Origin of the sequence: Paenarthrobacter ilicis (assembly GCF_016907545.1) — a bacterium.
Classification (GTDB): domain Bacteria; phylum Actinomycetota; class Actinomycetes; order Actinomycetales; family Micrococcaceae; genus Arthrobacter; species Arthrobacter ilicis.
Genome location: NZ_JAFBCD010000001.1, coordinates 526,434 through 545,895, shown reverse-complemented (window position 1 = coordinate 545,895; position 19,462 = coordinate 526,434). Strand labels below are relative to the sequence as shown.

The following is a 19,462-nucleotide window of genomic DNA, read 5'->3' as shown; positions in this document are numbered from 1 at the left end:
CGACAAGATAGGCGCCAAGCACCTGCCCACCGTCCCAGGGAGCATAAACCAAACAGTTTGTACTAATCGGGAGTCTGTATTACTAGTCAGGAATTACTAGTCGGGAGCGTCGGTGGGAGCTTCGTAACCCTCGGGAATCGTGGGAAGCGCAGCGTCCAGGGCGCCGGTGTGGACACGGGCGGACGCCAAAAGACAACCGCTGGCACTGCCCCGGCCCCCGGCACCGCTGGCACCGCTGCCGTCGCTGCCGTCGCTGTCCGAAAGCCTGACTTCCAGAACGCCGGCCGTGGTGACGGGAAGGTGATGCAGGCGGCGGTTGCCCACGGTCATTCCTGCCACCAGCTCAGTGTCACCGGAGTGGACGCTGTGCGCCGTGATCCGCTGCCCTTGCGACAGCTCCTCTACCAGTTCCAGGTGATTGAAGGTCACTGGCGCCGGGAAGCGCAAGGTGGCACCGGCGTCGTGATGTTCGATGGTTGCTTCCACTGAACCGGACAGGCGGCGGTCCAGTTCCGCCCGCCACGCCCGCAACCGTTGGATGTCCTCTTCAGGGAGCAGGCCGCGGGTGTCCGGCGGGAGGTTGAGCAGCAGGTTGGCGCCCATTCCGACGGACCGGTAGTAGATGGCCAGGAGATGTTCCACCGTTTTGGGCCGGTCGTCAGGATGCCAGAACCAACCCCGCCGGATGGAAACATCGCACTCGGGCGGCAGGTAGCGGGGTGCGTCCAGGGATGAGCTGGTCTCCGTATATTGGGTGTCGGCCGTGGCGTCCACGGTGTAGAGGACGGGGTCGGCAGCGAGTCCGTCCTCATTTCCCACCCAACGGATGGTGGGCTGTCCCATGTTGAAAATCATGGCGTCCGGCTGATGTTCCTTGGCCACGGACATGATCCGTTCCCAGTCATAGGACCGCCCCACGGAGCCGGCGCCATCGAACCACAACTCCATCAAAGGGCCGTATCCCGTGCACAGTTCGGTGAGTTGCTGAACGTAGAAATCGTCGTAGGCAGCGGGATCGTTGTAGCACTTGGCGTTGCGGTCCCACGGGGAGAGGTAGAGCCCCAACCCGATTCCTTCCGCGGCGCAGGCGTCCGCGACCTCGCGGACAACATCGCCCCCGCCACCGCGCCACGGCGAAGAGGACACGGAGTAATCCGTGGTGGCCGTGGGCCATAGGCAGAAGCCGTCGTGATGCTTGGCGGTGAGGATCAGGTACCGCGCACCCGCGGCTTTCGCCGCGCGGACCCAGCTACCGGCGTCGAGGTCTGTCGGATTAAAAGTAGAGGCCGGGATGGTGCCATCGCTCCATTCCTTCCCGGCGAAGGTGTTGATGCCGAAGTGGATGAAGACGCCGAACTCCAGTTGCTGCCAGTGAAGTTGGGCGGGTGAGGGTGTCAGCGGGATCACCGTCACATGGTAGCCCTGTAGTTGCGCCAATGGTGGGAGTAGGCTGCACCTACTTGCCCAGGTCACCCAGGAGAGACAATGACGCTTCCTCCAGCCCACGAACCCGAGCCATTCCCGCCGGATCCCGGACCCACAGCGCCGCCGCCGGATCCCACGGGCCCAACATTTCCGCCATCGCCCGGCCCAAATCCGGCACCTGGCCCTCCCCCGGTTCCGGATCCGACGCCTGGCCCCTTCCCTGTTCCCGAACCCGGTCCTGTTCCGCCGAGCCCGGGACCGGATCCCACGTACTAAACTGCGGCCGCCTTCTTAATGAGTTCCACGATCCTTGCTTCAACCTCTGGTGTGAGGCCTGTCAGGGCATAGGACGTGGGCCACATAATGCCGTCGTCCAGCATGGAGTTCTCCTCGAATCCCAGCGTTGCGTAGCGGCTCTTGAATTTGTCCGCGCTTTTGAAGAAGAGGATGTTCTTGCCGTCCCTGGCGTACGCGGGCATGCCGTACCAGGTTTTGGGCGTCAGCCCCGGCGCGTGCTCCTTGACCAGTGCGTGAAGCCGCTCAGCGAGTTCCCTGTCCGCCGGGGGCATCTCGGCGAATTTCTCCTGCACATCCGCTTCGCCATTTGCGCTGGCCTTCTTTCGTGAGGTCTTCTTCAGCTCTTGCGCGCGTTCCTTCATTGCTGCGCGCTCGTCCGCACTGAACCCGTCGTAGGACTTGGTTGTTTCTGCCTGCGCCATGGAGTGTTCCTATTCCTGTGTGTGCCTGAATTCCTGTACTTCAACAGTAAAGAAATCCGGGCTGGGGCACTTCTCCGATCCTGCTGGTTTGGGTTGCGGGAGTCTTGAGGTTTTCCTGAGTCAGTGTTGTGGGTTTGTGGTGGTGGTTCTTGATCCGGTCCCGGGAAAGTAGTTCTTGCCAGCCACACAGGCCGGCACCCAAGGGCACAAAGAACAGGCCGGCCGGAAGCGGTGGCCAACTGAAAGGACACTGATCCCCATGGCCATCAGCTTCAAAACCACCTCCGGCAAAATCCTCGCCTCCGTCGCACTGGTCGGCACCGCAGCCGCCGTCGCCGGCATGGGAACCTACGGCGCGTTCACCTCCTCCACCTCCGCCTCCCAGGCCGTCACCGCAGGAACGGTCACCATCGCCCTGGGCGCCCCCGGAGCCGCGAACACCCTGAACGTTCCCGTCACCAACATCCTGCCCGGCGACAAAGTAGAAAAACTCGTCACCCTGGCCAACACCGGCAACTCAGACCTGAACAACATCACCCTCACCACCAACGCCGGAACCACCGCCTCCCAGCTCACCACCGACGCCACCAACGGCCTGCAACTGACCATCGAAAACTGCAGTGTTGCCTGGACCGGAACCGCAGCCCCCTACACCTGCGCCAGCACCAAAACCACCGTCCTGGCCAACGGCCCCGTCATCGCAGCGAACAAAACCCTGAACAACCTCACCGCCCTGACCAACACCAAAACCGACAACCTCAAAGTCACCACCACCCTGCCCACCACAGCAGACAACACCTTCCAAGGCGCCACCTCCACCATCGCCTTCGCCTTCACCGGCACCCAACGCACCGAAACCACCAAGTAAGAACCAAAGCCAGCCGGGTCTGATCGGATTCTCCACCCCAGCCCGATCAGCCCCGGCAGTAACACCAATCAGTCACCAGATTCGAAACACACAACAAAGGCAAGGAGAACGGCACCATGACCACGCGGATCAGCTTCCTGCGCATTCTGGTGATCATCGCCGTCGTCCTTCTTGGCCTGGTGGCTGCACCCGCCGCAGCGTTCGCAGCATTCACCGGCTCGGATCGGGCAACGCCGCAGTTCTCCGCGGCCAGCCTGGCCGCTCCGGCCGCAGCGAACGTGACCATGAGCTGCTCGTTCGGCCTGCGCACAACAGTGACGGTCAACTCCTTCAGCACGGTGGCCAACGCGAACTACCACGAGATCAAGATCTACGACCGCGCCGGCAGCCTTGAGTTCACCGGCGACCTGAGCAAAGCTGCGGGCAAGACGTACACGTCAGGAATCGAGATCATTGGTACCTGGACCTACGAGATCCGCGGGTACTACAAGGTCCCCGGTACCTCGAACGCCTGGACCGGCAAGGTGCTGAAGGGCAGCATGAGCTGCTGACCACCCGGTGGGAGGTCACCCCAAAAACTCCAACGGCCCCGACACGCTTAAGCAGAAGGCGTATCGGGGCCGTTGGCCCTTTAAGTGGTTCCCACAACTAACGAGTGCCCAAACCGCCTTCTTCGGGGGCGTCGTCGGACCTGACCTCGTTGTTGATGATGCCCAGCTTTTCCAGTTGCTTGGACATGCCGGCGCCGTCGGGGGCGTAGATCCAGGGAATGCCGGGGAGGGCTTGCCCGCCGGACTTGGAGCGTCCGCCGGCCAGCACGGCCTCGCCCGCGGAGAGCTGGCGGATGGCCACGGCCCTGACGTTTTCCGGGTGGCGCTGCGCGAATTCGTAGTAGATCGCTTCGTCGTGCTGGCCGTCGTCGCCCACCAGGAGCCACTTCACGTGCGGGAATTCCGCTGCGAGCCGCTCCAACGAATTCTTCTTATGCTCCTGGCCACTGCGGAACCAGCGGTCCGGGGTGGGGCCCCAATCCGTGAGGAGCTTGGGGCCGGCCGGGTACAGGTTCCGCGAGAGGAACCGGGCCAAGGTGGGGGCCACGTTCCATGCTCCCGTGGAAAGGTAAATAACGGGAGCTGAGGGTTCGGTCCGCGCGATCCGTTCGTACAGGACCGCCATGCCGGGCGTGGGAGTGCGTGCGTGCTCGTTGAGCACAAAGGTGTTCCACGCAGCCAAAAAGGGCCGCGGCAGGGCAGTGACCATCACGGTGTCGTCAATGTCGGAAACAACACCGAAGTCGGCGTCGTCGGCTACAACCAGCAGTGGCGCATCGATGGCCTCCGACTCCCCCGATTGCAGCCTAATGGTGTGCCAGCCCGGCTCAAGCGCGATTTGAATGCGCGCATCCACCACACCGCCACGGTCTGCGTGGACCACGTGGACAGCACCCGCAATGGTCACCTTGACTGTGGCTTGGGCAACCGGAGCGCTGGTGAAGTTGCGCCACCCACGCATGCTTTCCTGCAGGGGCTTGGCGTGGCCGGCGACGTCGCGGGCATCACTGCGCACCACCCGCGCGAGTACCCGGACCCAGGAGGTGCTTCCATAGCCGGTGTACGGTATGACCGTTTCCACTTTGCCCCTGCGGATGGCGAGCTTCGTCTGGAAATCCAGCCACGCGTCGTCGAGCCTCATGGCCAGGTGCCGGGCCTGTTCCCGCGGCGGCTTGGGGCCGGTAATGACACCAGCATCGGATTCCGGGCGCGATTTCTTGGAACGGAAGGACATGGGTCCAGTCTTCCACGGCTGTGGGCCCCTGCATTCTCCGCGTTACGGCAGTGCCGCGTCGATCAGCACTTCTGCGGCGCGCCGCGCTTGGCCGGCGGCCTCGGACGTTCCGGCGATGGCCGCCGTCGTCTGCGCTCCTTCGGCGAGGATGGACAGCTGTGGTGCCAGGTAGTCCGGCGCGCCGGCGTCGCGAGCGAGTTCCGCGACGTACTCCTGGAACGACTCCTTGTGTTGACGCGCGTACGCGGCAACCTCGTTGCTGACTGCCCCCAACTCGGCGAAGCTGTTGATGAAGCCGCAGCCACGGAACGAGTCCTGCGCGAACCATCCGGCAAGGTAGTCGAAGATGGCCAGCAGCCGGTCCCGGGGATCCGCCGCTTGATGGACCGTGGCATCGAGCCCCCGGGTCCAGGATTCATGCCGACGCTCCAGGACGGCCATGACGATGCTGCTTTTGGATGGAAATTCCTGGTAGAGCTTCTTGAGCGAAACCCCCGCCGCCGTGCGCAGCCGGTCCATTCCCACGGACTGGATGCCGTGGGCGTTGTAGAGCTCGTCCGCCGTCGCGACGATGCGGGCGCGGGCCTCGGAAATATCCATAAGCCAATACTACTTGAATTGAGAACGATCGTTCTATAGTATGTGGAACAGGGCGAGAACGATCGTTCTCTACTTCGAGGAAAAGGGAAACAGCATCATGGGCTTTATCAAAGTCGGAACTGAAAACACCACGGACATCGAGCTCTACTACGAAGACCATGGCTCAGGCCAGCCGGTGGTCCTGATCCACGGCTATCCCCTGGACGGCGCGTCCTGGGAGAAGCAGACCGCTGCACTCCTGAAGGCCGGCTACCGCGTTATCACCTATGACCGCCGCGGCTTCGGCAAATCCAGCAAGGTGACCACGGGCTACGACTACGACACCTTTGCAGCGGACCTCAACACCGTCCTGGAAACCCTGGACCTCCAGAACGCCGTGCTGGTTGGCTTCTCGATGGGCACCGGCGAGGTGGGCCGCTACATCGGAACCTACGGCGAAGCCCGCGTGGCGAAGGCCGTCTTCCTGGGCTCGCTGGAACCGTACCTCCTCCAGACGGACGACAACCCCGCAGGCGTTCCTTCCTCGGTCTTCGACGGCATCCGCAACGCCGCCATCGAGGACCGCTACGCCTGGTTCGAGAACTTCTACAAGGACTTCTACAACACGGACGACTTCCTCGGAAACCGCCTCAGCGAAGAAGCACTGCGCAACTCCTGGAACGTGGCCGCAGGCTCCTCCTGGTACGCGTCCTTCGCAGTGGTGGACACCTGGCTGACGGACTTCCGCTCCGACATTGAGAAGATCACCGTGCCGGCACTGATTGTCCACGGCACCGGAGACCGCATCCTGCCCATCGACTCCACGGGCCGCGAGTTCACCAAGCGCCTCCCCTCCGCAGAGTACGTGGAGATCGAAGACGCCCCGCACGGCATGCTCTGGACGCACGGCGCCGAAATCAACGACATCCTTCTGCCGTTCCTCGCCAAGTAGCCCCCGCGTTAACGCACGACGGCGGCAGGTCACCAACGGTTCCATCAGAACCGAAGGCGGGCCTGCCGCCGTCGTTGTATGCCGCTTTGGCGGCCGGGTTGCCTTACTTCTTGGGCGGCAAGGCCAACTTGAAGACCTTGGCCCAGGCCGACCCCACCTGCTTCAACAGCGGGCCGGTGGTGTACTTCAGCCCGTAGCGCTGGCAGATCTCCTGGACCTTCGGCGCAACCTCGGCGTACCGGTGGGAGGGCAGGTCCGGGAAGAGGTGGTGCTCAATCTGGTGCGAGAGGTTGCCGGTCATGAGGTGCATGAACTTTGAACCCGAGATGTTCGCTGAGCCGATCATCTGGCGCACGTACCAGTCGCCGCGGGTTTCGCCCTCCACCATTTCCTCGGTGAACGTGTCCGTTCCCTCCGGGAAGTGGCCGCAGAAGATGACCGCGTGCGCCCACACGTTGCGGACAGCGTTGGCGGTCAAGGTGCCGTAAAGGGCCTGCTTGCCGGAACCGGTCAGCATGGCCACTGCCGGAGTTGCCGCGTAGTCCTTGGCGAACTGCTTCGCGGCCTTGCGTCCCAGGGCCTTGAGGTCCTTGACCATGGACTCCTTGGACTTGAGGCCTTCCTTGTACTCGGGAATCTCAAGGTCGTACACCGCGATGCCCCATTCGAACACCGGCGCCAGCAGCGCGTTGTAGAGCGGGTTGCCCAGGTTGAAGGGTTTCCACTCCTGGTCCGGGTCCATGCGGAGGAGGTTGTATCCGACGTCGCGGTCCTTGCCCACAACGTTGGTCCAGCGGTGGTGGAGATCGTTGTGGGTGTGCTGCCAGGAGCGTGACGGGGTAACGAAATCCCACTCCCACGTGGTGGAGTGGATGTCCGGATCGCGCATCCAGTCCCACTGGCCGTGCAGGATGTTGTGGCCCAGCTCCATGTTTTCCAGGATCTTGGCAACGCTCAGCAGCGCCGTGCCGGTGACCCAGGCAGCCTTGTTCTTGCTGACCAGCAGTGCAGCGCGCCCGGAGATCTCCAGGCCGCGCTGGATCTTGATCATGCGCTTGATGTACGCAGCATCCGTAGCACCGCGCTTGCCCAGGATGTCATCACGGATGGCGTCCAGCTCACGGCCGAGTTCCGCCACCTGCTCATCGCTGAGGTGCGCGGCTGCCGGCGGGCGCAACGTGGGGCTGCCGGACTCGGCAAGCGCGCCCGGACGGGTCTTTGCGGGGCTGGTATTCGGCCTCTTTGCTGAAATTATTGACATGGTTGCACTCTCAGATTTCAAGGTTGACGGGTCCGGCTGCAGCAGACACGCAGGTTTGGATGAGTTGGCCTGGTTCGCCATGGATTTCGCCGGTGCGCAGGTCGCGGACGCTTCCGGACAGGAGCGGGGTCAGGCAGCTGTGGCAAATACCCATTCGGCAGCCGCTGGGCATCAGCACCCCGGCGTCCTCTCCCACGTCCAGGATGGGCACATCGCCGTCGGCCTGCACCTCACGGTCGGACGCCTCAAAGGTGACAAGGCCACCCTCGCTGCCGTCTCCGCCTACCAGTTTGGTGTTAAAGCGTTCGATGGTGAGAGTGCCCTTGGTGCCAGTGCTTTTGGTGCCGGTGCCCTGGTCACCGGAGGTGCCCTCGGCGTCTGCGGAGACGGAGGCGCCCGCCTCCACCGCGGCGCGGTGCCACATTGCCTCTGCATCGTCCAGGAAGCTCTCAGGACCGCAAGCGTAGGCTGCGCGTTCCTGCCAGTCCGGGCAGATTTCGCCGATCTCCGCAGGGGACGTGAAATTGAGGCGTCCGCGGCCATGGGTGAACCACTGCGCCAGGCGGAAGTTGGGGAATTGGTCCGCCAGCTCGGCCAGCTCTTCGCGGAAGATGCTCTCTTTTTCCGTGCGGGAGGAGTGGATCAGGACCACGTCGGCATCCGGACGGCTGGGAATCAGGGTCCGGATCATGGACATCACCGGGGTGATGCCGCTTCCTGCGGTGAGCATGAGCAACGGGCGGGGATGCTCCGGGAGCACGAAGTCGCCCTGCGGCGGGGCGAGGAAAAGGATGTCACCCACTTTGGTTTTCCGGACCAGGGTCCCGGACACCGAACCGACGTCCGTGACGGTGATGGCGGGGTCCTGGCCGGCGGGGGCGCTGAGGGAATACGAGCGCCATTGACGGACGCCGTCCAGTTCAACGCCGATCCGCGCCCACTGACCTGCCAGGTGGGCACGCCAGCCACGGCCGGGCCGGAAGAAGATGGTGGCGGACTGGGCTGTCTCCTGCACCACCTTGGTGACGACTCCACGGAGTTGCCGTGACGAGTACACCGGGTTGAACAACGCCAGGACATCTTCAGGGGCAAGGGGCGTGGTGAGGACCGACGCGAGGCGGGACAGGGGCCGAAAACTGATCATGGGGCCTATCTCGGGAATGGGGTTGGGGTCTCATTCTCCTTTTTCCATAGTGACGGGTTTGGCCCTATTGTCCAAACCCGCTCCCAGAGCCGCTGGTGGGCCGCGGACGGGCAGCTACCCGGGTCTGCGCTTGCCGCTGCGCACCCACGGTGTTCCGGATGGATCCGATTCCTTCAACCGTCATGGTCACAATGTCTCCAGTTTGCAGTGCCGGCGGCGTCCTGGCACCGTTCCGTCCCCACAGTTCCGCCAGGCAGCCGCTGCCGCAGGTTCCCGAGCCCAGGACGTCGCCCGGCCGGACCACGGAGTCCTGGGAGGCGTAGGCAACAAGTTCCGCAAACGGCCAGCCCATGTTGGAGAGCAGGTCCTGGCCAATGGACACGCCGTTGACCTCAACAGACATGGAGATGGGCAGAAACCCCTCCGGGTCATGGAGGGCTTCAAACTCGTCCGAGGTGACAATCCACGGCCCCAGGGTATTGGCGAAGTCCTTGCCCTTGCACGGGCCCAGGCTGACTTTCATCTCGCGGCGCTGCAAGTCCCTGGCGGACCAGTCATTGAGGATGGTGTAGCCAAAAATGTGCCGGTGGGCTTCCTCGGCGGTGAGGTTGCGTCCGTCGCTGCCGGGCACACTCCCGACGACGGCCGCTACTTCGGTCTCGAAGTCCAGTTCATCACAGCCCGCCGGAATCCCAATCACCTCCCCGGTGCCGCTGACGGTGTGCGGATTGGTGAAGTAGAACGTGGGCGCCTGGTACCACTCGGCCACCACCCCGGCCACTCCGTCGATACTTTTCCTTACCCCTTCAACATGCTCCTCGAAGGCAACGAAGTCGCGGATGGTGGAGGGCTGCAGGGGAGCCAGGAGCTGTACGTCTTCCAAGGCCACGGGGCTCGCGGAACGGAGCGTTTCCCCGGCCTGGGCCAGGGTTGCTTCCAGGCCTGCCTCCAGCAGAGTGGAAACAGTCTGTCCGGCCGGGAGCGCGTAGCAGTTCCCGCCGTCGACGAATCCGGAGTACGTACCCTCGCCGTGATTCCAGCGCGCAATCTTGACCATGTGAATCGTCCTTAAACGGTGGTGCGGGTGGGCTGGTCTGTGCTGTTGGGCTGGTCCGTGCTGTTGGGTTGGTCTGTGCGGGTGGCCAGGTCTGCGCTGTTGGTCTGATCCACTGCGGCCGTAATGCCCAGCCTGCCGGCGTTCCCGGCGAGGACCTGCTGTTCGGCACTGCTGTCCAGTTCAGCGCTCCGGACCTCGCCCACGGGATCATCCGAGCCCATATCGAACGGGTAATCCGAGCCCAGCAGGACTTGCCCGGCACCGGAAGCGTTGACAAGCGCCGTGAGTTCTTCCGGGTTGTGGACCAGGGAGTCGAAGAAGATCTTCCGCAGGTAAGTCGACGGCGGTTGGGCGCAGGTTTGCGCTTCGGGCCGCATCTTCCAGGCGCGATCGGACCGTCCAATGGTGGTGGGGAGGTATCCGCCGCCATGGGCTGCCAGGATCTTCAGGTCCGGGTGCCGGTCCAGCACTCCACTGAAGATCAGGTGGGACAGGGCCACCGCGTTCTCCGCGGGCTGTGACACGGTGTTGGCCAGGTAGAAGCGATCCAGCCGTTCGTCCAGGGAGCATCCGAACGGGTGGAGGAACACCAGGGCACCCAGTTCCTCCGCACGGGCCCAGAAGGGCTCCAGACGGGAATCCGAGAGTTCCACGGTGGTGCGCTCAGCAGAAGCGGGCGTGGCAGCAAAGGACCCAATTTCCACTCCCAGCAGTCCACACTCCAGCACGGCATGCTCCAAGGCTTCCACCATCAGGTGCGGATGCTGCAGGGGCACCAGGCCCAGGCCGTTGAGCCGCTCCGGCACCTGGTCCACGTACTCCCGCACAGCGGCGTTGGCCTGCCGGGCCAATTCCAACGCCAACCCTTCGTTGGCGAAGTAGTAGAAGTGCGATGGTGACGGCGAAACCAGCTGGACATCCACCCCCTGGGCGTCCATATCCGCCAAGCGGCGGGAAACGTCGGTGAGCTTGGGCCACCGTTCCTTGATCATGCGGCCCGAGGCAGCCATGGACTCGGGGCCGTTCCTGGTGACCTCCAGGGCCTGCAGCGCCGCAAACCCCTGGGGATCGTTGGCTGACACCAGTTCCTGGAGGGCGGGAAGCAGCACGTGGGCGTGCACGTCCACCACGGGCTGGCCGGGAATCGGGGTGTGGGTGCTCATGCGGGTTCCTTCAGCATGGTGGAGAGGGAGTTCATCAGACCGGGCACATCAGCGTCGCGGACGCCGTCCAGCATCCATTGGCCCAGCTGGACCGAGGACGTGACCACTGCGGCAGCCCTCTCCTGGCGGCGGTCCGTGAATTCCTTCCAGAGGGTTTCCGTCACATGGTCGGCGGCGATCAGGAGTTCAGCCAGGACGGCTGCGTCTTCCAACGCCATGGCCGCGCCCTGGGCAACCGTGGGCGGGCAACTGTGGGCCGCATCGCCAATGATGACGCTCCTGCCCCGGTTCCAGGGTCCTTCAACAAGGTGTGAGGTGAACCAGGTGTAGTTGATCCGGGCACTGTGATCCAGGTTTTCGCGGATCTCCCGCCACGGTCCGCCGTAGGCTGCGGCAAGCCCGGACATGATCTGCGGGCCCTCGTCCGGATTGCGTTCCTGCGCTTTCTCCACGAGGTAGGCGTAAATGCTGTCCTCGCCCGTGGGGCAGTAACCGGCAATGAAGCAAGGTCCGCCGTACGTCAGGTCTGTGCGGACAACCTCTGCGGGCCGCGGAACAAAAGCACGCCAGATGCCCATGCCCGTGGGGGCCGGTTCCACCTCGATTCCCAATGCCTTGCGGACCGAGGAGTGCAGCCCGTCCGCACCGATGAGCAGGTCATAGCGTGAGCTGGCGCCGTCGGCCGTCCGGACGGTGACGCTGCCGCCGTCGTCAATGACCTCGGTGACCGCCCTGCCGTAGGCGATCCTGGCACCGGCCTGGAGTGCGCGCTCGCGGAGAATGGCCGTAAGGTCCGGGCGGTACATGCCCAGGGTGGCGGGAAGGTCATCACCGCCTGTCCGGATATCCTCCAGGACCGCAATCACCGTCCCGGCGGGATCGGGGGCGCGGAGTCCAAGGTTGCTGAAGGAATACCCCTTGGCTTCCACCTGGTCCCAGACGCCCAGCTGGCGGAGGATCCGCAGGGCGTTGCCTTGCAGGGTGATTCCTGATCCCAGAACCTGCGGCTCGCTGGCCTTCTCCAGAATTTCGACGTCCACGCCAGCGTCGGCGAGGAGGATGGCAGCAGCCAGGCCCGCGGCTCCGGCTCCGGCTATTCCCACTGTCTGTACTGCTGCCATCGTTGACTCCTTTGTTGGGACGGCGTGTATTGCATTGTGTGCCCGGTTCCGGGACCGGGCCGGCCACCTGACGGCGATCGGTTACCTGACGGCGATTGGCTACCTGACGGCGATTGGATTGACCGGTGATCCCACTGCACCCGTGATGGGAAGCGGGGCTGCGGTCACCATGAAGTCGTACCTGCCGTCCAAGGCACAGGCTTCCGCCAGTGCGTCCGGATCCCACATTTCGCCCAGGAACAGGCCCAGGTTGGGGATGGCGATCTGGTGGAGCGGCTGGAAAGCGCCCTCGAATTCGTTGGGCCGGACCTCGAAACCCCAGGTATCCGTGGCGATACCCGCGATCTCGGATGCGTGGAGCCACGGAGCCGTGGTGAAGGACAAGCCAGGGGCGGAGCCGCCTGCGTAGTCGCCCCACCCGTCGCGGCGTACCCGGCTGTACTGGCCGGTGCGGATGATCACGATGTCACCGCGCCGTACCTGCGAACTCGCGCCCTGCGCCTGGATGGTCTGTTCGAGGTGTTCGGGCGTGATGGCGAAGCCGTCGGGCAATTCCCCATCGGTACCCAGGACGCGCCCTACATCCAGCAGCACGCCACGGGTGACAATTTTTGCCGCTGCCGTCTCAATACCGGTGACCAAATCACCTTCGGAGGTGACGACGTCGCCCGCGGCCCTGCCGTTCCAGGCCTTGCCGCGATCGAAGATGTGTCCCAACCCGTCCCACTGCGTGGAGCATTGGAGCGGCATGGCGATCACGTCATCAGCCCCGCCAAAACCATGCGGGAAACCCTGGTTTCCGCGTTCGGCGTCCACTCCGGTGTCCGTCATGGTGTGCACCGGGTTGGTGCGGCGCCGCCAGCCCTTTTGCGGGCCGTTGGTGTCGAATGGCTGCGAAAGGGAGAAAGCCTCGCCGGAGGTCACCAGCGCTGCTGCCTCGATCCGCTTTGCGGCATCAATGAAGTTCAGTGTCCCCAGAACGTCCCCTTCACCCCAACGGCCCCAGTTGTTGTACTGCTCCGCCGCTGCCGTGATGCTGGCCAAAGGATCGTTGCGCTGGATCACCGGCGCCTCCACCTGGTTGGACGTCATTTCTCGTCCTGGCAGTGGATGAGCTGTGTTCCCAGGCCGGTGATGGTGCCTTCCATGACGTCGCCGTCCTGGAGGAAGCGGCCCCAGTGCTGGCCGTTGCCAGCCGGGCTCCCGGTCAGGACCAGATCACCGGGACGCAGCGGCATGATCTGCGAGGCTTCGCTGACCAGCTTGGCCACGCCAAAGATCATGTCCTGGGTGGACTCGTCCTGCATTGCCTTGCCGTTGAGTTTCAGGGTCACTTGGACGTCCTGCGGATCACCGAAGAACTTGGCGGGAACCAGTAACGGCCCGGTGGGCAGGAAGCCCCGCGCATTTTTGGCACGGTACCAGTCCGAACCAATGGCCGGCATGTCCTTGCGGAACACGAATTCCCGCGTGGTGATGTCGTTGACCATGGTGTAGCCGAAAACGTACTCCAGGGCTTCCTCCGGGGTGACCCGGAAGGCTTCTTTGCCGATCACGGCCGCCAGTTCCAGTTCCCAATCGTCGGATGTGCTGTAGGACGGCAAGGTGAGGGGGTCCGTGGCGGAGGCGATCGCCGTCGGGAGTCCGATGAAGAAGTACGGCGTTCCCTGGCCGGCGCGCTTGTCCATCATCGCGGCGGTCTTGGCCCGGACTTCCTCCGCGTCCTGGCCGGCGTCGCGGTGTGCCACCGCCAGGTCAACCACGTGCTTGCGGTAGTTGGCGCCGGTCTGCAGGACCTGCGCCGGTTCAACGGGAGCAAGAATGTCGACGGCGGCACGGTCCAATCCCGCGTCCGCACCGGCCGAGGCCGCCAGGGTGTCCAGTTCTGCTTCCATGCTGTCCCAGTGCTGGATCAAGGAATTGATGTCCGGGTCCAGCGGAAGGACGCGCTCCCCCACCAGGAGGCCTGCGCGGGCTTTGTCCGATCCGGCCTCCAGGAAGCGGACCAGGGAGTATGTTGCCTTAGTCATCAGCCGCGGCCCTGCTGGGCGTAGGGGTTGAGCAGTGCTTCCTTCATTTCAGGGGAAGCTCCTTCTTCCGTGGCCGTGAAACCTTCAGCCGGCGGGAAGGACTCGGTCATGGAGTGCGGCATGGCACCGTTCTTGTAGAAGTTGTTGGAGCCCTCGGACGGCTTCCAGGTGTTGGCTTCCCAGTCCGGCACGTAGTTGCGGTAGCCGCCGGAGTTGAGTTCAACGCGCATGCCGGACGGGTCACGGAAGTAGAGGAAGTTCTGTTCTCCAACGCCGTGGATGGAGGGTCCGTATTCCATGGGGGTGCCGTTTTCCATCATGACGTCCGCGGTGCGGAGCAGGTCCTCGGTGGCGTCCACCCAGAAGGCGATGTGGTTGACGCGGCCGGCCCGCTGCGAGGTGTCCATGACCACGCCAAGATCGTGCGACTTCTCATTGGTGGTCAGCACGGAGAAGACGGTGATGGGTGCTTCGTCCAGGTCCACGAACGCCATGACGCGGAAGCCCAAGGCCTCGTTGTACCACTTGGCGAATCCACGGACATCCGGGCTGGCTACCGTGACATGGTCCAGGAAGCGGGGTGCTGCAGCGTGGCTGCTGCGGCGTTCCGGGCGGTCCGGGTAGGTGGATTCGAAGCCGGGCTCGGCCACGAACTTCTCCACCTCGTAGAAGAGGCGCATGTGGTGGCCGTAGGGGCCGGTGAATTCGTAGGCCTTGCCGTAGCCGTGGCCGCCATCGGTCCAGGTGCCCTGGACGCCGGTGGACTCAACGCGGGCTGCTGCCGCTTCCAGTGCGTCCTGGGAGTTGGTACGCCAGGCCATGCGGCCCAGGGTTGCTTCCGGGCCTTCGGTGATGACCAGGCTGTAACGGTAGTAGTCGCCCCAGCAGCGCAGGTAGACGTTGCCATCCACGCGGTCGATGATGCGCATGCCGAACTTTTCCTCGTAGAACCGGGCGGAGGCTTCAACATCCGGCGTGGTGATCTCGAGGTGGGCAAGGTGGGAGAGCGGAGTTTCCACGGTGAATTCCTTTGTACGTGCTGATGACTGTCAACGGACTGCAGCGTCTACAGTCAACAATGATGCAGATCACGTATCCGGGGAAGAGCTACTTACGGATAGGAACTATCTGTCCCGTGAATGGTTGGATACCCTGTAGGAATGAAGAACCTGGACCTCAACCTGCTCCCCCAACTGCAGGTCCTGCTGGAATTGCGCAATGTGTCGAGGGCCGCCGAAAGGCTCCAGCTCAGCCAGCCGGCCACCAGTGCCGCGTTGGCCCGCCTGCGCCGCCATTTCGACGACGAACTGCTGGTGCGCAATGGCCGGAACTTCCACCTCAGCCCCTTCGCGCAATCGCTGGTGCCCCTGGTAGACGAAGCCATGGAGCACGTTCAACGCGCAGCACGCGTCCGCTCCAGGTTCGACCCCTCAACCAGCGAGCGCGAGTTCATCATCGCCGCCTCCGACTATGCTGCCGTCCTCATGGTGAGGTCCCTGCGGGGCATCCTGCAGCGTGAGGCGCCGCACGTCGTCGTCGATTTCGTCCCAACGCCCGGGCTGGAGGGCACCCTGGCGGAGTACTCCAAGATCGATCTTCTGGTGGGGCCCCAGGGCTATGGCATGCCGGGCGACTCCAAGCAGCTTTTCAGGGACAGCTTTGTTGCCGTAGTTGATTCCCGCAACCCCATCCTGGAACTGGAATCCCCCAGCCTGGACGATCTGGTGTCGGCGCCCCATGCGGTGGGCTACTTTGGCGAGGGCATCAGCACCCCGGCGGACAAGATCTTTGAAACCAGAAACGTCCGACGGCGGGTGGCGGCAGTGGTGGCCGGCTTCCTATCCCTGCCGCTCCTGGTTGAGGGAACGGACCTGGTGGCTTTGGTTCCCAGGATGCTGGCGGCAAGGAGCCAGCGCGGTGCGGAGATAGCGGTGCTGGATTTTCACCAGGAGCTGGAGGCGGAGCTGGTGGAGGCCATGTACTGGCACCCCTCACAAACGGAGGACCCGGCCAGCGTATGGCTCAGGTCCGTGGTGCAGCGGGCGTGCTCCCAGCTGCATACCGTCTTTCCCGCCACCACCCAAGGGATGGTGGTGGCGGGAAATGCCGATGGTGGAAAGGCCGGCTAGCTGACCGTCACCACAACTTTGCCGCGGGTGTGGCCTTCCATGTTGAGGCGGAATGCCTCAGCGGCCTGGGCCAGCGGGAAGGTCTGGGCCACTTCCACCTGGAAGTTTTCCTGGTCCACCAGGTCAGCCAGTTCCTGGAGTTCGGTGCCAACCGGGGTCACCCACATCCAGGTTCCACCGTGCTTTTCCACCTCGCCATCGGCGATGGAGGCGTGCCGGCCGCCTTCCTTGAGAACGGCCAAGGTGGCTTCAAGGCTGCCGCCGGCAAAGTCGGCAACGATGTCCACGCCGTCGGGCTCCATGGCTTTGACGCGCTCGGCCAGCCCGTCACCGTAGGTGATGGGCTCGGCGCCCAGGGAGCGCAGGAATTCGTGGTTCTTCTCGGAGGCGGTGGCGATGACCTTCACGCCGCGCGCTGAGGCGATCTGGATGGCCAGTGAGCCCACACCACCGGAACCTCCGTGGATCAAGAGTGTTTCGCCGCTTTTGACGTCCAAACGGCTGAGGACTTGGAAGGCGGTAAGCCCCGTCAGCGGCAGGCCGGCTGACTCGTTCCAGTCCAACGTGGTGGGCTTGCGCGCCAGGACACGCTCCGGCAGGGCGATGTACTCGGCGAAGCTGCCGCCGTGGACGTAATCCTTCCGGGCGTAGGAGATCACTTCGTCGCCTGGCTTGAACTGGTGCGAGTCAATGCCAACGGATTCCACCACACCGGCCACGTCCCAGCCGGGAATGGCCGGGAACTGGATGTCCATGAGGGGGTCCAGGTACCCACCCATGATCTTCCAGTCCACCGGGTTCACGGAGGTGGCTTTGATCTTCACCAGCACCATGCCCGGGCCTACTTTGGGCATGGGCTGATCGGTGAGTTCCAGGACGTGGGGGTTGCCGTATTCGCTGTAAGTGATTGCCTTCATCTTTCGCACAACCGCGGGTTGGGAAGGTCTATTCCTTGAGTGATCAGTGATCAGTGATCAGTGATCAGTGATCACTGATGCGTCACGGTGAAGGCCAACGTCTGGAAGGTGGACCCATCGCCCACCGTGACACGGAACTCCCCTGGCTCCAGGACAAACTCTCCGGCTTCCTTGTTGGTCCAGAACCCCAGATCATCGGCAGACAGTGAGAAGGAGAGGTCCCGGCTTTGTCCCGCAGGAACGTGAATCCGGGTGAACCGGCGGAGCCTGCGTACCGGCTGGGTGATGGAGGCCCGGACGTCCGTGATGTACAGCTGAACCACTTCGTCACCATCCACGTTGCTGGTATTGCGGACCGAGGTGGTGAAGTCAACCGTGCCGCCGTTTTCCAAGGCTGACAGAGCCACGGTGCCCGGCCCCGCAGCTTCGCTCTCAAGGTGGAATGCGGAATAGCTGAGGCCGAAGCCGAAGTCGAACAGCGGGCCCAGATCCAGGTCCAAGTACTTTGACTTGTAGAAGTCATCCGTGTTGTTGGGACCCGTCAACCCCACATCGGGTTGCTCGCTGGTGAGGGTCCCACCATGCCGGGCGGGCCGACCAGTGGAATCGTGGTTGTAGTACACCGGGATCTGCCCCACGGAACGCGGGAAGGACATGGGGAGCTTGCCGCCTGGGTTTGCCTTGCCCGTGAGGACATCGGCTATGGCCGGGCCGGCTTCGGTCCCAAGGTGCCAGGCCAGGAGGACGGCAGCGCACTCATCAATCCAGTCGCTGAGAATCAGTGGCCGTCCGGTCATCAACACCACCGCGAAAGGAGTGCCTGTCTCAGCGATCCGGTGGATCAATGCCGTCTGGTCACCCGGTAACGAGATATCGCTGCGGGAACTGGCCTCGCCTGACAGTGCGCCCGGCTCGCCCACCGCGACGATCACCACGTCCGCGTCCTTGGCAGCCCGTGCCGCCTCGTCCTGAAGTGCGGGGTCGGTCGAGTAAAAGCCGGCGCCGGGAAGAGCGGTGATTTCCGCATCCGGGAGCGCTTCTCCCAGGGACTCCACGATGGACTTTCCGGCAGGAGTGGCAAAGTACTGGACCCACGCGCCCAAATGGTCGGTGCTGTCAGCGTAGGGACCAACAACCAGCACACGGCCTGCCTGCTTCTTCAGCGGGAGCACCTGTCCATCGTTCTTCAGGAGCACTGTGCAACGCGCGGCCGCCTCCCGGGCCTTTTCGCGCTGTTCTTCTCCTGCTGTCACGGGGGCTGCGTCCTCATCCACGTAGGGATTGTTGAACAGCCCCAGATCCTGCTTTAGTTTCAGGATCCGCAGCACGGCGTCGTCAATCCTGCGTGGGTCAACGTCGCCTTCGGTGATGATGGGCATGTCCCCGTTGAACAGGGCCCCGCCCATCTCCACATCAAGCCCTGCAGACAATGCCAGGCGTCCGGCTTCGGGAATGTCCGCAGCGACTCCGTGCTCCACCAGTTCACCCACGCCGCCGGCATCGGCAACCACAATTCCCTGGTGCTTCCACTCATCTTTCAGAACGTCCGTCAGCAACTGCCTGTTCGCGTGCATGGGAACGCCCGAAAGGGCATTGAAGCTGGCCATCACCGAGGCCACGTTATTCTTCACCGCGGCGTGGAATGGCTCAAGGTACACGTTCCTGAGCCGTTGGATGGAAACATCTGTGGTGTTGTAATCCCGTCCACCTTCAGCCGCACTGTAGGCCACAAAATGTTTGGCGCAGGCCGCAATGGATCCAGGCGAGGACAAGTCCTGGCCCTGGTAGCCCCCGATCTTGGCTGCTCCGAAGACGCCGGTGAGGTACGGGTCCTCTCCGAAGCCCTCCACCACCCTTCCCCATCGGGGATCACGGGAAACGTCAATCATGGGAGAGAACGTCCAGTTCACGCCGGTGGCCCGGGCTTCCGCCGCTGAAACACGCGCATCCACCTCGGCCACGTCCGGGTCGAAGCTTGCAGCCTGGGCCAGCGGTGTGGGGAAAATCGTGAACTGGCCGTGGACAATGTCCAGGGCGATCAGGAGCGGGATGCCGTGGGGGCTTTCCTCCACGGCAATCCTTTGGAGCTCATTGGTCTTCGCCGCATCTGCGGGCCAAAAAAGGGCTCCGGCCCCCGTCCTTGCCAGGTGCTGGGAATCTTCATCCTTGGGCTTCCAGACGATCCGGAGCTGGGACAGCTTTTCCTCGAAGCTCATGGCCGCAAGGATCTGCTCCGGGCTTGCTTGTTGTTTCATCATGGTCCGATCCTTCATGTGTTTGCCCTGCCTCCAGCAGCGGATGGTGTCCGGCCG

The 19,462-nt window shown here is 63.6% G+C and carries 18 protein-coding genes; 4 read left to right on the top strand and 14 right to left on the bottom strand.

Annotated features, from left to right (window positions below; all coding sequences use genetic code 11):
• Nucleotides 1-96: 96 nt before the first annotated feature.
• Both JOE60_RS02615 and JOE60_RS02610 read right to left on the bottom strand, forming a co-directional pair.
• Nucleotides 97-1,473, bottom strand: coding sequence for an alpha-L-fucosidase (locus JOE60_RS02615; protein WP_476739287.1), 1,377 nt, complete (start codon nt 1,471-1,473; stop codon nt 97-99).
• A gap of 224 nt (nt 1,474-1,697) precedes the next feature.
• The gene (locus JOE60_RS02610; RefSeq protein WP_167265187.1) at nt 1,698-2,144 is read right to left on the bottom strand and encodes an iron chaperone; all 447 of its coding nucleotides are present in this window, start codon (nt 2,142-2,144) and stop codon (nt 1,698-1,700) included.
• 259 nt (nt 2,145-2,403) lie between these two features.
• Here JOE60_RS02610 and JOE60_RS02605 point away from each other — a divergent pair, with 259 nt between their 5' ends.
• Both JOE60_RS02605 and JOE60_RS02600 read left to right on the top strand, forming a co-directional pair.
• Nucleotides 2,404-3,012, top strand: coding sequence for a TasA family protein (locus JOE60_RS02605; protein ID WP_167265189.1), 609 nt, complete (start codon nt 2,404-2,406; stop codon nt 3,010-3,012).
• A 116-nt stretch (nt 3,013-3,128) separates the two neighbouring features.
• A complete protein-coding gene (locus JOE60_RS02600) occupies nt 3,129-3,563 on the top strand; it encodes a hypothetical protein (protein WP_167265191.1) in 435 nt (144 codons plus the stop codon).
• Nucleotides 3,564-3,660: 97 nt separating this feature from the next.
• Here JOE60_RS02600 and JOE60_RS02595 read toward each other — a convergent pair whose 3' ends face one another.
• Together JOE60_RS02595 and JOE60_RS02590 are read right to left on the bottom strand one after the other, a co-directional pair.
• On the bottom strand, nt 3,661-4,797 hold the full coding sequence (locus JOE60_RS02595; protein WP_167265193.1) for an App1 family protein: 1,137 nt from the start codon (nt 4,795-4,797) through the stop codon (nt 3,661-3,663).
• A 42-nt stretch (nt 4,798-4,839) separates the two neighbouring features.
• Nucleotides 4,840-5,397: a TetR/AcrR family transcriptional regulator gene (locus tag JOE60_RS02590; protein WP_167265194.1), complete on the bottom strand. Its 558-nt coding sequence runs from the start codon at nt 5,395-5,397 to the stop codon at nt 4,840-4,842.
• Nucleotides 5,398-5,494: 97 nt separating this feature from the next.
• On the opposite strand from JOE60_RS02590, the gene JOE60_RS02585 reads away from it, so the two are divergent.
• Nucleotides 5,495-6,328, top strand: coding sequence for an alpha/beta fold hydrolase (locus tag JOE60_RS02585; protein ID WP_167265196.1), 834 nt, complete (start codon nt 5,495-5,497; stop codon nt 6,326-6,328).
• A gap of 103 nt (nt 6,329-6,431) precedes the next feature.
• Here the strand turns inward: JOE60_RS02585 and JOE60_RS02580 are convergent, their stop codons facing one another.
• From JOE60_RS02580 to JOE60_RS02545, 8 genes are all read right to left on the bottom strand, one after another.
• The gene (locus JOE60_RS02580; RefSeq protein WP_167265198.1) at nt 6,432-7,589 is read right to left on the bottom strand and encodes a fatty acid desaturase family protein; all 1,158 of its coding nucleotides are present in this window, start codon (nt 7,587-7,589) and stop codon (nt 6,432-6,434) included.
• A 10-nt stretch (nt 7,590-7,599) separates the two neighbouring features.
• Nucleotides 7,600-8,733: a ferredoxin reductase gene (locus JOE60_RS02575; RefSeq protein ID WP_167265200.1), complete on the bottom strand. Its 1,134-nt coding sequence runs from the start codon at nt 8,731-8,733 to the stop codon at nt 7,600-7,602.
• A gap of 64 nt (nt 8,734-8,797) precedes the next feature.
• A complete protein-coding gene (locus JOE60_RS02570) occupies nt 8,798-9,790 on the bottom strand; it encodes a fumarylacetoacetate hydrolase family protein (protein ID WP_167265202.1) in 993 nt (330 codons plus the stop codon).
• Nucleotides 9,791-9,801: 11 nt separating this feature from the next.
• Entirely contained in the window at nt 9,802-10,953 is a 1,152-nt protein-coding gene (locus JOE60_RS02565) for an amidohydrolase family protein (RefSeq protein ID WP_167265204.1), read from the bottom strand.
• On the bottom strand, nt 10,950-12,074 hold the full coding sequence (locus JOE60_RS02560; protein ID WP_167265205.1) for an FAD-dependent monooxygenase: 1,125 nt from the start codon (nt 12,072-12,074) through the stop codon (nt 10,950-10,952). Before JOE60_RS02560 ends, JOE60_RS02565 begins: the two co-directional genes overlap by 4 nt.
• A gap of 99 nt (nt 12,075-12,173) precedes the next feature.
• The gene (locus JOE60_RS02555; RefSeq protein ID WP_167265207.1) at nt 12,174-13,166 is read right to left on the bottom strand and encodes a cyclase family protein; all 993 of its coding nucleotides are present in this window, start codon (nt 13,164-13,166) and stop codon (nt 12,174-12,176) included.
• Complete coding sequence (locus JOE60_RS02550) at nt 13,163-14,104, bottom strand: fumarylacetoacetate hydrolase family protein (RefSeq protein ID WP_167265209.1); 942 nt, start codon at nt 14,102-14,104, stop codon at nt 13,163-13,165. The genes JOE60_RS02555 and JOE60_RS02550 overlap by 4 nt, the downstream gene beginning before the upstream one ends.
• A complete protein-coding gene (locus tag JOE60_RS02545; protein WP_167265211.1) occupies nt 14,104-15,123 on the bottom strand; it encodes a VOC family protein in 1,020 nt (339 codons plus the stop codon). The genes JOE60_RS02550 and JOE60_RS02545 overlap by 1 nt, the downstream gene beginning before the upstream one ends.
• A 141-nt stretch (nt 15,124-15,264) precedes the next feature.
• Here JOE60_RS02545 and JOE60_RS02540 point away from each other — a divergent pair, with 141 nt between their 5' ends.
• Complete coding sequence (locus JOE60_RS02540; RefSeq protein ID WP_167265213.1) at nt 15,265-16,233, top strand: LysR family transcriptional regulator; 969 nt, start codon at nt 15,265-15,267, stop codon at nt 16,231-16,233.
• On the opposite strand, the gene JOE60_RS02535 is transcribed toward JOE60_RS02540, so the two are convergent.
• Nucleotides 16,230-17,150 carry an NADP-dependent oxidoreductase gene (locus JOE60_RS02535; RefSeq protein WP_167265215.1) on the bottom strand — a complete coding sequence of 307 codons (921 nt, stop codon included), beginning with the start codon at nt 17,148-17,150 and terminating at the stop codon, nt 16,230-16,232. The genes JOE60_RS02540 and JOE60_RS02535 overlap by 4 nt on opposite strands.
• Nucleotides 17,151-17,221: 71 nt before the next feature.
• Nucleotides 17,222-19,408 (bottom strand): glycoside hydrolase family 3 N-terminal domain-containing protein, encoded by a 2,187-nt coding sequence (locus JOE60_RS02530; protein WP_239528795.1) that lies wholly within the window; start codon nt 19,406-19,408, stop codon nt 17,222-17,224.
• Nucleotides 19,409-19,462: the final 54 nt, after the last annotated feature.